This is a genomic window from Coprococcus sp. RTP21428st1_C9_RTP21428_210409, from assembly GCF_040227395.1.
In the GTDB taxonomy this organism is placed as follows: domain Bacteria; phylum Bacillota; class Clostridia; order Lachnospirales; family Lachnospiraceae; genus Coprococcus; species Coprococcus aceti.
The window spans coordinates 1-13,490 of record NZ_JBEHVV010000074.1; the positions used below are offsets into that span (position 1 = coordinate 1).

Consider the following 13,490-nt stretch of genomic DNA (forward strand, 5'->3'; position numbering starts at 1 on the left):
GCATCATACGATACTACTCTTGCCGGTCGGTATACATTCTTGTACTCCAAAAGTCCGGTGTGTATCCTTCTGTCCGGATATACCAGACCATCCATACAGAAGTTGCTGTCATGGATTACTTCGCCATGATCGCCGCCATAGGCATAGACCGTCTTGCCGTTTTCGGCTACACCATGGGCGATTGCATGATCGCACCACTCCCACACGAAACCGCCGCACATCTTATCCTCTGCCTGTATCATCTGGAAATAATCTTCAAAATCTCCGGGACCATTTCCCATACTGTGGCAGTATTCCACCAGAAGGAATGGTTTGCTGCCATCCTTTTCCAAATATTCCTCTATCTCAGTAAGTGCCGGATACATACGGCTGTATAAGTCCAGATTCTCGTAATCATAGGTTACATCGTAATTGCGGTATCTGGCACTCTCATACTGCGTGATCCGCTCCGAATCGAACTTCTTTGTCCATGCCAGTGCCTTCTCAAAATTGCAGCCATAAGCGCTTTCATTTCCCATAGACCACATCACGATACAGAACCGGTTCTTGTCACGCTCCACCATCAGCTTCACACGGTCAACAATCGCAGCTTCCCATACCGGATCATCTGCTATTTTCTCATTCCAACGCTTAAAGCGGTTGTAATCCGTATCCTCTTTTCGATACAGCATAAATGGTCCGTGTGCTTCGATATCTGCCTCGTCAATCACCATAAATCCATAGCGGTCGCACATTTCATAGAAAAATGGTGCATTTGGATAATGGCTGGAACGAATGGCATTGAAGTTGTGCTGCTTCATCAGGGTAAGGTCTGTCTTGATCTGCTCCATGCTAATTGTAAATCCGGTGACCGGATCGGAGTCATGGCGGTTCACACCACGGAATTTAATCTTCTGTCCATTTAAGTAGATTACCTGATTCTTGATCTCGATCTTGCGGAGTGCTATATGGTCTACGATTACCTCCTGCTCCGTCTCCAGAATAATCGTATACAGATACGGATTCTCTGTATTCCAGAGTGTATAATCTACAATCTCAAAAGTCGCTTCTCCACTCTCGGAAATAACACCCTCGGAAACAACTGCTCCATTCTTATCCTCGAGCTTTACCCGAACCTCTGTCGGCTCGTAAAATGCTGCTGTAAGATTTATCCTTGCAATGTCTGAATCTAATTGTGTTGTAATGCGATAATCACGGATTCCCTTTTCCGGACGTTTTAAGAGATACACATCACGGAAGATTCCGCTCATACGGAACTTGTCCTGATCTTCAAGGTACGAACCGTCGCACCACTTCATCACAAGCACGGAAATCCGGTTCTCTCCTTCCCGCAATACGTCTGTCACATCAAACTCACTGGTCATGTGGCTCACTTGACTGTAGCCTACATAGGTGCCGTTTAACCATACATAAAAGCAGCTATCCACACCTTCAAAGTTAAGATATGCCTTTGGTGCTGCAGCATCCTTTGCATAGTCAAAGGTATGCACATAAGCTCCACATGGAATATCCTGTGGCACATATGGCGGATCAAACGGAAATGGGTAACGGATATTTGTGTATTGGTGTGTATCATAACCTGCCATCTGCCATACACTCGGAACTTTGATCTCATCAAAGCCCTCAACCGAATAACCATCCTCATAAAAGGCATCCTTCATATCATAGATGCTGTCAAAATACTGAAACTTCCATGTACCATTCAATAGCTGCATTCTGTCTGACAGCTCTCTGTGCTCTACCAGGTCATCCATCCGCTTGGAAGCCGGCATGTAATAAGCTCTCGCCGGCATCGTATTGTCATGTAATACACTTAAGTCCTCATAGTAACGTGGCACGATCATAAATAATCCTCCTTCATTCATACAGTTTATACACTTTTTTGTTGCTTGTAACCCTGCAAACAGTTTTCTTCTTACTGTCTGCTTTTTTTCCTTCTCGCTTTTGTTAGATTTATATTACCTTAATCCATTTCTTATGTCTATAAACTAGAATGGACAAAATATGCACAAAATGATACAATAATCCCATCAAGCAGAAAAGTGGACGAACTGCTTGCAACATCGGACACTTTTCTATTTGATAGGTAAACAGTCATAAGCACGCAGGACGATAGTCCGGAGTGCGCATGGCTGGCACGATTTCGAGAGTTCGAAGAACGAAGAAATCGTGATTATTGTATCGAGTGAAAGGAGTGCTGCCCTATGTACATGAACACCGGTTATTTGAAACATTCACATATGGATTTTAAGGATAAAAGCCGACCACTGATTGTCGGTAGCTGCGGAATCTATCGTTTGTCTGAGCACCCAAAGATGCCAACCTATCGCCCAAGAGGACGTGTTGATTTTCAGATTATATATATTGCAGCCGGATGCGGACATTTTCATTTTGATACTGTTGATAACGAAACAATTGTTCCCGCTGGTAACATTGTCATATTCCGTCCAAAAGAGCTTCAGAAATATGAATACTATGGGGAAGATAAGACAGAAGTCTACTGGATTCATTTTACTGGAAGTGATGTAAAAAATATCCTAAGAAAATATGGTTTCCCAGATAACGAGAGAATATTCCCGGTTGGTACATCCATGGAATATGAGCGTATATTTAAGAGAATTATTATAGAATTACAACGTTGTCAGGATAACTACGAAGAAATGCTCACATTATTGCTCCGTCATCTTCTGATCATATTCCAACGTGAGCTTACCAGAGAGCAAGTTTTAAAAAATGAATATCTCGACCACGAGATGGATACCGCCATGACATATTTTAACGAAAATTATAACCGTGATATCAATATAGAAGAGTATGCGACATCCAAGGGGATGAGCGTCAGTTGGTTCATACGAAGCTTCAAGAAGTTCACGGGTTCTACTCCTATGCAGTTTATTGTTGCGCTCCGTGTCAACAACGCACAGGTCTTGCTTGAGACAACCAACTATTCCATCAATGAAATATCTAAGATTGTAGGCTACGATAACCAGCTCTATTTCAGCCGATTATTTCATAAGCTGAAGGGATTTTCTCCGAGGGAATATCGGAAAACCAGAAAGTCGGAAATATAAAACTAAAGCCCATCTATAATAGGAATAACTACTATTATGGAGCTGTTGGTTCTGTAGGCATGATAAGTTTCTTATTTTTCTCATTATGTATGGGACTTTCCTCCGGCATAGGCGTAATCGTTTCTAACTGTTTTGGTGCAAAAAAAGAAGAAGAAGTGAAAACTGCGATTGCTAACTCCATATATGTGATGAGTGGAGGGTGCGGACATTTTCTTGGACTATATAAGTGACCAATCCAAGTCTATGTCTGTACTCTATAGGACTCAAATATCCTAATGATTTTTTACATTTTCTCCATCCGATAAAATGCGCCTTTTTTCTCTAGCAATTCTTCGTAAGAGCCACATTCCAGAACATTTCCTTTTTCAATCACAGCAATCCGGTCAGCATTGCGAATGGTAGACAGACGGTGGGCTACGATCAGTGTGGTACGTCCTTTCACAAGTTTCTGGATTGAATCCTGAATCTTCTTTTCAGAGATGCTGTCAAGCGCAGAAGTTGCCTCATCCAGAATCAGGATCTTCGGATTCCGTAAAAATGCACGGGCAATGGAGATGCGCTGCCGTTGTCCGCCAGAAAGATTTTCCCCATGTTCTGTGATCATCGTGTCCAGACCATCAGGCAGTTTCTGGACAACTTCTTCCAGGTTGGCTGCACGTATGACATTCCATAACTGTTCCTCGGAGATAGATTCAGATCCATAGGTGATATTCTCGCGGAGAGTTCCGGTGAAGAGAATGGACTGTTGTGGAACGACGGCAATCTGCTTTCGGTAGCTGTGCAGATCCAGTTCCATCAGGTCATTTCCATCAACCAATACCTGTCCGCTGTCAGCTTTCAGGAAACCGATGGCAAGATTGAGGATTGTTGTTTTTCCAGAGCCGGAACCACCGGCAAAGGCAACTGTTTCCCCCGGCTGAATCTTGAAGTTCAGATGACTTAATACCGGTTTTTCATTGCCTTTATAAGTAAAAGATACATCCTGAAATGTAATCTCACCTTTCAGATCAACTACTTTTTTCTTCCTACAGTTGTCCTCAATATCATTTGCACAAAGCACATCACCAATCGATTCAACGGATTCCAGGCCTTTCGCAATGATTGGCAGCAAAGTCACAATACTTGCAATCTGAGCGACGATGCTGGAAAAATAAGTCTGGTATAAGGTGATATCTCCGACACCGATGATTCCTTTCCATGCAATGTAGGCTGTAAATGCAAGACAGAATACCTGAAAGATCTGAAATGCAACCCAGCTGATTGAAGAAAAGTATGTCTGAATCATATCAAGCTGAAGCCCTTTTTCAGCAACTTTACGAAGCTGTTCACTCATTTTACGGGCTTCCTGATCTTCCAGAGCGTGAGCTTTAGTTACAGGAATCATTTCAACCATTTCCATTACTTTTGCAGAAGTTTCTTCCATTTCTTTACGGAAAGCACGGTTATGGTTTTTGATTTTTCCTTTAAAACCAACAATGATCAAAACAGAAACCGGTATCGTGCAGAGGAAGAAAAGAAATACGATCCGACTTTTGAAGATGACCACTCCGAAGGATACACCAATGTTCAGAATGATAGTCAAAAGAGAGATAAAAATCTGAGATGCAAGATTTTGTATCTGTTCTACATCTCGCATGATCTTCGACTGAAGCCTTCCGGACTGCATTTCCTTGTGATAGGTAATCGACAATTGCTGAAGCTTGCAGACTAGGGCTTCTCGCAGTTCTTTCTCTACTGTTCGTACCGTTTTAGCATAGAGCCAGGTATGGATGTAGTTGGTTGGTATGTTCTGTACCAGAAATGCAATCATAAGGATGGTATTCAGAATCAGAATTTTGGTAATATTCCCGTTGTGGTCTGTCACTGCATTGATAATATTAGCTGTGACGATTGGAAGAACCCAGGTTGGGGAATGCTTGATAATGAAAAAGAAAATGGAACCAACCAGCGCGCCATAGTGTCCCTTGAAAAGAGAAAGAAGCGTGCGCAGGTTATTTTTTCTGTTCCGGCTGAAGATGTGCATCATGGCAGCTTCTTCCTGCCAGAGATCCTGTTCTGAAGTTTGTTGTATGTTATTTTCTTGTGTCTCTCCCATAGTAGTCTTTAATAACCTCCTGTATCGGTTTGTTGCAGATTTCGTAGCTGGTATCTCTTGATGCAATACTTCTGGACGGAAGAACCGGAGCCCATTCCCACATGGCAAAACCATTGACCCATGAGCGCTTTGCACAGGCCTCAAACATAGCACGATACCAGTCTGGCTGTTCCTCCAGACGTAAATCTCCCTGAATTGCCCAGTTGTTAGGCACCAGTGAGGATCCTTTTCTGGACATGCATCCTGCTTCGGCGAAGAAAAATGGTTTCTTGAATTTCTGAACGACTTTTTCAATACGGTCAAGTTCCTGTTCCCACTGATCAATCGGATAATATCCGCTGGAAGAAATCATGTCGACACAGTCCCACCAGGTTACATTTTCTTCCTGATATTTATCGGTATTATAGGAAACAGGTCCGTGGTAATAGTTTCGGATCGCAGCGATTACGTTTCTCCATTCTTCACTGCGGTGTTCCGTCATTACCATCTCACATCCTGCAATAAAAAGATCACATTGTTCGGCTTCTGCAATTTTGGCATAGTGTGTCTGGAATTCTGTGTAAGAGGCAAACCAGTTTTCCCATTTCGGTTCACATGGAACATCTTTTTCAAAGAAACTGATGTAAGCACGCCAGACACCATTTTTACAATTAACGGTAGGTTTCAAGGCAACACGGATGCGCTTGCTTTTTGCATAGCGGATCATATTGATTAATTCTTCATCTGAGAATGTGGCACTGGAAGTGTAACAGATCTCTTCTGAGTGTGCGTGGTCCTGTAGCCCTACAGGAGCAAGGATTACGAAATCAGCAGCAGTGTGTTCTATCATATAATCAAAACTGTCACGGGCAGTCTGTGTAGAAAGAGAACCACGTTTGTGAAATGGGGCAAATGTAATTCCTTTAATATATCCAAGTTGATTTTGAATTTTCATTTTGGTAAAAACCTCCTGTCTTTCGAATTATATAGTTCTATTTTCTGCTGGAAGTATATCATGTAGAAAAAAGATATGATATAATGAATCTATTACAAAATTGTAAAAATCTATGATGGAGATAATCTGTGAAACCTTATTTTGAATGTTTAGACAAATTAAACAAACCATATGAAGCCTTTTTATTTGATGCACAGACATCTGAGATGTTCCCAATTCTTCCACATTGGCATTATTTTGTGGAGATTCTTTACATGGTGGAGGGAAAGGCGTATGTAGAGGCAGGAGAAGAGAATTATGTATTGGAACCGGGAGATCTGATCGTATTTTATCCACAGATGGCTCATGCAATTTATTCAACAGGACAGCTTCCAATCCGTTACTATGTCCTGAAATTCGATCCGGCACATCTGAATATATCCGGTTCAGCACTTCCATCGATTTCGAGTCTGATCGCCATGGCCGCAGTGGAGCAGAAGCTATCGGTTTATTTTTCGAAAGAGAAATTTAATCAGGAAAAAATGAAGCAGCTGATTCAGGGATCAGTGAAGGCGTTAGAAGAAAAGCAATTTGGTTATGACATTATTATGCATTCGAATTATTGTCTTCTTATGGCAGAAATTCTTCGTATCTGGAAGCAGGAAGGCTTTCAGATAAAAAAAAGGAAAAAGGAAACTGTATTAAGCGAAAAATTTACAGAGGTATCTGAGTACATTTCACAGCACTACCAGGAAGATCTCTCGGTGGCGGAGCTGGCAGAAAAATTTCATATGAGTTATTCGTATTTTGCCGCAATATTCAAGGAGTACTATGGACAGACCTGCAAGGAGATGATTCTCACGGTAAGACTGCAAAAAGCGGAGGACTTATTGCAATTCACAGATTTTGACCTAACTTATATCAGCCAGGAGACAGGATTTTGTGACTGCAGCCATTTTATCAAGGCGTTTAAACAGAAGTATGGAGTGACACCGAGGAAGTATAGGATGAAGGAGAAAAGTTTTGATTTTGTATCACGGAAGTAAAGAAATTGCAGAGGGATTATTACCTTCGTTTGCACCAAGATATACCTTAATATTCATATTTTTCCTCTTTTCAAAAATGGGCAATTCCAATTGGAATTGCCCATTCATCGTACTAATCATACAATTTTTTCTTACTTACACCGATTTCTGCATCAAATGATGTAATTTTGATGTAAATCGCTGTTTTTCATTTTTATCAAATGAAGTATGTCCCGTCTATTTGGTAAAACGGTACATCTTTACATCACGTCGACTGACGTCTCCGTGTGTTTTTCGCCTTATGTCGGTGTTCGCAAGCGCACACCGCCGCAAGGCTCAGTTTTCTCATCTTAATAGAGCTTCGCACCTGCAGGAATATGGTTGTCAACCATCAGAAGGTGAAGCTTCTCCTCGCCCTCTTCCTCATGGATAGCTGAAAGAAGCATACCGCATGAATCGATTCCCATCATCTTTCTAGGTGGAAGGTTTGTTATTGCAATAAGTGTCTTGCCGACTAACTCCTCTGGCTCATAGAATGCATGGATTCCTGAGAGGATGGTTCTGTCTGTGCCTGTGCCGTCATCCAGTGTGAACTGAAGGAGCTTCTTGCTCTTTGGCACTGCTGAACATTCCTTAACCTTTACCGCTCTGAAGTCTGATCTTGAAAATGTCTCGAAATCAACCTCATCAGCAAAAAGTGGCTCTATATCTACCTTGGAGAAATCGATCTTCTCGTTTGGTGTGAAGAATCCGTTGTTGTCACCGGCTGTCTCAGATACTGAATCAGAATCTGAACCACCCTCACTCTTCATAGTCGGGAACAGAAGAACATCTCTGATCGCCTGTGAATCTGTAAGGAGCATAACCAGTCTGTCTATACCATAACCGATACCGCCTGTTGGAGGCATACCGATCTCAAGCGCATTGAGGAAATCCTCATCTGTGTGCTCAGCCTCGTCATCTCCGGCTGCGGCATTCGCATCCTGAGCGGCAAATCTCTCACGCTGATCGATAGGATCGTTCAGCTCTGAGTAAGCGTTACACATCTCCCATGTGTTGATGAAGAGCTCGAAACGCTCAACCTTTGTAGGGTCTGAAGGCTTCTTCTTCGTAAGTGGTGAGATCTCGATCGGATGATCCATGATGAATGTAGGCTGGATCAGCTTCTCCTCACAGAACTCCTCGAAGAACAGGTTCACGATGTCGCCCTTCTTGTGGCGCTCCTCGTACTCTACGTGATGCTCGTCAGCGATCTTCTTCGCCTCAGCGTCATCAGCAACCTGGTCAAAATCAACACCTGTATATTTCTTGATAGCGTCAACCATAGTCAGACGCTCAAATGGCTTGCCAAAGTCGATCTCGATTCCGTTGTATGAGATCTTGGTGCTTCCGCATACCTTCTCTGCTAGGTAACGGAACATGGACTCTGTGAGCTCCATCATACCATAGTAATCTGTGTATGCCTGGTACAGCTCCATCAGAGTGAACTCAGGGTTGTGACGTGTGTCAACACCCTCGTTACGGAATACTCGTCCGATCTCGTATACTCTCTCAAGACCGCCGACGATAAGTCTCTTCAGGTAGAGCTCAAGTGATATACGGAGCTTTACATCCTCATTGAGTGCATTGTAATGTGTCTCAAATGGTCTGGCTGCGGCACCACCGGCATTGCTGACCAGCATAGGTGTCTCAACCTCCATGAAGTCACGTCCTGCCAGGAAGTTACGGATCTCCTTTAATATCTGTGATCTCTTGATAAATACTTCCTTGCTGTCCTGGTTCATGATGAGATCCACATATCTCTGACGATATCTCATATCTGTATCTGTCAGTCCGTGGAACTTCTCAGGAAGGATCTGGAGTGACTTAGAGAGAAGTGTGATCTCCTCTGCATGTATGGATATCTCACCAGTCTTTGTTCTGAATGCATATCCCTTAACTCCATATATATCACCGATATCTGACTTCTTGAAGTCAGCGTATGACTCCTCACCGATCTGATCTCTTGCAACATACACCTGAATGTTGCCCTTAAGATCCTGAATGTTACAGAAAGAAGCCTTACCCATGACACGCTTGAACATCATACGTCCTGCGATACTCACATTGATAGGTGAAGCATCCATTATGGCTCTTCTCTCATTGTAATCGTTGTTTAAAACTTCTCTCTTCTCTGCCTCTTCAAGGTCCTCAACTGAAGGTGTCTGTCTACCAGCCAGAAGCTCTGCCTCATGTGCTGTGTACATCTCCTTCACATCTGCGCTGTGCTGCTGCACATCATACTTTGTTATGACAAATGGATCCTTGCCTGCCGCCTGAAGGTCTGCCAGCTTCTCGCGGCGCACCATCTGCAGCTTATTAAGATCCTGATCTTTTCCCTTGTTATTCTGCTCTGCCATCTTCTCTTACAGCTCCTGTCTCTTAATATCAAGTACCCTGTACTTAAACTCTCCGTCCGGTGCCTCCACCAGAACCTCCTCGCCAACCTTTGCACCCTTGAGTGCCATTCCAACAGGTGACTCATCTGAGATCTTGTTGTTCATGATATCCGCCTGTGATGAACCAACGATATCGTACTCGATCTTCTCATCGAACTCGTAGTCATATACAACTACCTTACATCCGATACCTACAACTCCTGTATCGACCTCATCTTCGTCGACTACTTCTATATTCTTGAGCATGGCCTCAAGCTGCTCGATTCTTGCCTCGATGTCTCTCTGCTCGTCCTTGGCTGCATCGTACTCTGCATTCTCTGACAGATCTCCCTGTTCTCTGGCCTCTTTGATCTTAGCTGCGATCTCTCTACGTTTATTAACCTTCAGATTCTGAAGCTCTTCCTCTATCTTCTTGAGACCTGAATAAGTAACCACATTCTTCTTCTCTGCCATTGCCGCACATACCTCCTAAATATCATAAATTATTGACTCCACAGCTCAGCATTTCCGCATACTATGGTATAAAAAAATGCGGAAGATGGGACTTGAACCCACACGGTATTGCTACCACAGGCACCTGAAGCCTGCGCGTCTGCCAATTCCGCCACTTCCGCATGTTCACAACGAACGTTAATATAATATACTGTTTGCATTGGTATGTCAACCACTTTTTTTGCATTTCCGCAAGCATTTTCCCACAAAAAAGGGAAAACATATCTACCACATTTCCATGCATGTATATATGTTTTCCCGCAAATATATCTACTGCTTGTTATTACCTAACATATGCCATTACTTTTTGCTCTTGGCACTGGCGGTCTTGGAGTATGCTGACTGAGCAGCACATCCACCGTCGTTAACTGCCACTGCAGCGACCTTGTAATAGTATGTCTTGCCCTTTGCAGCCTTCTTGTCTGTAAAGCTGCATGATGATGTTGTACCGATCTTAGAGTACTTACCATTCTTCTTTGTTGCGCGATATACTACGTAGTTCTTCGCTCCTGTAACACTACTCCACTTTACTGTGATCTTCTTGGCTCCGGTGTTAGATGCACCTGACATCTTTGGTGTACCTACAGCATGTGTATACACTGCCTTATACTGCTTTGCAACTTCATAGTCAATGCTGCAGTTAACCCCGCTGACAATTGTCGATGGCTGTATAAAATATGTATACTCAAGCTTGGTCGTGAGCTTGCGGTCACTGAAGTTTGTTGACGTTGTCTGTCCCAGCCACTGGGTTGTGCCGAGAACAGGGTTCATTCTGTATACTGTGTAAGAATCTGCACCAGGCACCGCTGACCATGTAACTCTGACCTCGGATGTGGACTTTCTCACAGCCTTTACATTCTTAGCAAGAGGGATATAGTTGACGCTGACGGATGTCATCTCGCCCTGCTTCTTACCCTTGTATGGCACTACGTATGCAGAGTAATACTTAATACCCTTACTGCTGCTTCCTGTATTCTTGAACTTGTATGTATTTCTGGCTGCAGATTTGATCACTGCAACCTGCTCAAGCTTATTTGTGTAGTTATTTCTCGCAAATATCTTGTAGCCTGAAGCTCCCCAGACTCTGTTCCACTTGAGATTGGTGTATATCGTCAGGTTTTTCTTGTCTTTGCTTGCAGATACCGTGGATGAGACAGCCTCGAGCTCTCTCACGCTCTCTGTGTATCCGGTCTGGAGCCATTTGTATGTCACGTTCTCACAAATGACCTTTCCGCCTGAAACACTCTGGCTCTTAAGCTTGAATGAATACTCAGCGCCAGATGCAAGTCCCTTGATGGTGCATGATGTTCCCTTTGTCGCAACAGCTCTCTTATATCTGTCTCCCGATATATCGGATCTCATATACCAGACTTCATACATATTTGCTCCGGCTGCCTTATCCCATGTGAGCTTTACTGAGCTCTTTGTGTTCTGAACCGCTGTGAGCTCTGTGGTACCCATGAGTATCTTTACGCCGCGGACCTCACTTGCAGTTCCCTTTGAAACCGCTCTGGTAGAGGCATCATAATACTTTGGAACTACCTTGTAGTAGTATGTCTTTCCAGCCTTAACTGTTGTATCTGTATACTCCGGTGTGTATATCGTCTTTATCTTCTTAAAGCCCTTTGTCTTTGAAGTTGAACGGTACAGATCGAACTGGTTAGCAGCGCCGTAATCGCTTACCGTTATATCAGCACCCTTTGCGCCTCTATCGACTGAAAGCTCCGCTGTTCCAAGCCTGCAGTCCACCTTTGCAACGGCTGATGTCTCTACAACCCTGGATGTCTTATTGTATGAGTCAGTTCCGGTTACTATCTTCGCCATATAGTAATAGGTATTTCCTACTTTTACATTATTATCATAATACCTCACTTCAGAAGCTCCATACATGTAACCGGCGCCTGACAAAATCCTCGTAAAGCCTCCTGATGGCTTTGTGGATCTGTACACCTCATACCAGATATCATTCTGTACGTAGCTGTCAAATGGGAACGACACAGATACTCCACCTAATTCTCTATATCCGGTATCTCCCGTAGAATATGATACGTATTCTGAAGGCTTCCTGCTGCGGCTGAACTTAGGTGCTTCAAAATATATCTTTCCCGACTCCTGCGACACCGTCTGTCCATTGTCATCACTGACTACCAGCTTAAACTGATATGTCGCACCGGCAACTCCTCTGAATTCCGTATCCACATGCCAGCTTCCGTCATAGTCACTGTCTGTCCACGAGTCATACCATGCTCCATTTACATAGAGAACAGCCTCTGTTCCATATCCCGCGGCACTTATATGTACAGAACCGCTGCTTACGGTATCCTGACCTCCTACACTAAAATATGTTATGGATGCTTCTTCAGCAAACGCCACCTCAGCCTGAGCGGACTGTACATCTGCACTGCCGTCTGCTGCCATTGCTGGCAATGCCTCACCAAACACCATGGTTGAAGCAAGCGCCACGCATAAAGCTTTCTTTATCAATCTATTCTTCATAGTTTACCCCTTTTCATCTATTTGCGGATCTTTATTCCCTTTGCATGTGATGCAACTGACTTGACTGTCTTTCCTCCATCATTAACTGTTGAAGCCACAACCTTGTAGTAATAGGTCGTTCCCTTCTTGAGCTTCTTGTTCATGTATGAAAGCTTTGTAGCTCCAGTCTTGCCGACCAGCTTGTATGTTCCATTCTTGCTGGTTGAACGATATACATAGTATCTGGTTGCATTTGTAACCTTCTTCCATGTTACAGTCGCTGTACCCTTGGAACCGTTTACAACCTTTGTTATGGCCGGTGATGCAAGCTTATGTGTATAGTCACTGCTATACAAATCATATCCGCTGCTGAATCCAAAGTCTGTGCCTACAACAACAGAGTATGTATACTTCATTCCGTCTGTCACGTTCACATCCGTGAAGTTAGTTGCCTTTGTCGATCCTATGTACTGGCGTACACCGAGCTCTGTAGTTCTGTATACATAGTATTCCTTTGCCCCGCTTACAGCAGACCATGTTATCTTGGTCGATGTTGTGCTCTTCTTTACAGCCTTAACACGCTTTGCACTTGGCATCTCTGAATTCCACAGAGTGTTATCCTCGCCTCTTGCCTTTCCCTTATATGGTCTCACATATATCTGAGAGTATTTGCGCTCCTTGCCCTTGGCACTTGTGTTTGTAAATGTATATGATGTCTTTTTTCCCGATTTTATCTTCTTGATGGTCTCTATCTTGCCTGTACTGCTGTTGAGGCCTGATATAACATATCCTGATGCGCCCCAGTCTCTGTACCATGTGAGAGAATATCTTACAGACAGGACATCCTTCCTGCCGTTCAGTGATGAAGATACAGCTCCCGCAGTCAGATCCTGGACTCTCTTGGTGTAACCCATGGTCCTCTCAGATGTATCTGTCGTCTCATATCTCACGGCAGCTCCTGATTTCTTGACTGTCCTTATC

The 13,490-nt window shown here is 43.5% G+C and carries 9 protein-coding genes, 1 tRNA gene and 1 pseudogene; 3 read left to right on the plus strand and 8 right to left on the minus strand.

The window, feature by feature from the left end; translation table 11 throughout:
• The coding region (locus tag ABUA34_RS11885) for a glycoside hydrolase family 2 TIM barrel-domain containing protein (RefSeq protein WP_349823376.1) at positions 1-1,844 on the minus strand (1,844 nt) is incomplete at its 3' end.
• Between the two features lie 360 nt (positions 1,845-2,204).
• On the opposite strand from ABUA34_RS11885, the gene ABUA34_RS11890 reads away from it, so the two are divergent.
• A complete protein-coding gene (locus ABUA34_RS11890) occupies positions 2,205-3,071 on the plus strand; it encodes a helix-turn-helix domain-containing protein (protein WP_055223073.1) in 867 nt (288 codons plus the stop codon).
• A gap of 11 nt (positions 3,072-3,082) precedes the next feature.
• On the plus strand, positions 3,083-3,301 hold the full coding sequence (locus ABUA34_RS11895) for an MATE family efflux transporter (RefSeq protein WP_349823377.1): 219 nt from the start codon (positions 3,083-3,085) through the stop codon (positions 3,299-3,301).
• A gap of 53 nt (positions 3,302-3,354) precedes the next feature.
• Here ABUA34_RS11895 and ABUA34_RS11900 read toward each other — a convergent pair whose 3' ends face one another.
• Positions 3,355-5,166, minus strand: a complete 1,812-nt coding sequence (locus tag ABUA34_RS11900) for an ABC transporter ATP-binding protein (protein ID WP_055273148.1) — start codon at positions 5,164-5,166, stop codon at positions 3,355-3,357.
• Entirely contained in the window at positions 5,144-6,100 is a 957-nt protein-coding gene (locus ABUA34_RS11905) for a glycoside hydrolase family 113 (protein WP_161172069.1), read from the minus strand. Before ABUA34_RS11905 ends, ABUA34_RS11900 begins: the two co-directional genes overlap by 23 nt.
• 128 nt (positions 6,101-6,228) lie before the next feature.
• Here ABUA34_RS11905 and ABUA34_RS11910 point away from each other — a divergent pair, with 128 nt between their 5' ends.
• Positions 6,229-7,125, plus strand: coding sequence for an AraC family transcriptional regulator (locus ABUA34_RS11910; RefSeq protein WP_004853409.1), 897 nt, complete (start codon positions 6,229-6,231; stop codon positions 7,123-7,125).
• A 329-nt stretch (positions 7,126-7,454) separates the two neighbouring features.
• Here ABUA34_RS11910 and lysS read toward each other — a convergent pair whose 3' ends face one another.
• The 5 genes and pseudogenes from lysS to ABUA34_RS11935 all read right to left on the minus strand — a co-directional run.
• Entirely contained in the window at positions 7,455-9,503 is a 2,049-nt protein-coding gene (lysS, locus tag ABUA34_RS11915; RefSeq protein ID WP_055146672.1) for a lysine--tRNA ligase, read from the minus strand.
• 6 nt (positions 9,504-9,509) lie between these two features.
• Positions 9,510-9,995 (minus strand): transcription elongation factor GreA, encoded by a 486-nt coding sequence (gene greA / locus ABUA34_RS11920; RefSeq protein WP_015533707.1) that lies wholly within the window; start codon positions 9,993-9,995, stop codon positions 9,510-9,512.
• Positions 9,996-10,072: 77 nt separating this feature from the next.
• Positions 10,073-10,156, minus strand: a tRNA-Leu gene (locus ABUA34_RS11925).
• 178 nt (positions 10,157-10,334) lie between these two features.
• The gene (locus ABUA34_RS11930) at positions 10,335-12,530 is read right to left on the minus strand and encodes a fibronectin type III domain-containing protein (protein WP_349823375.1); all 2,196 of its coding nucleotides are present in this window, start codon (positions 12,528-12,530) and stop codon (positions 10,335-10,337) included.
• Between the two features lie 17 nt (positions 12,531-12,547).
• Positions 12,548-13,490: pseudogene (locus ABUA34_RS11935) on the minus strand (hypothetical protein); the annotation flags it as partial.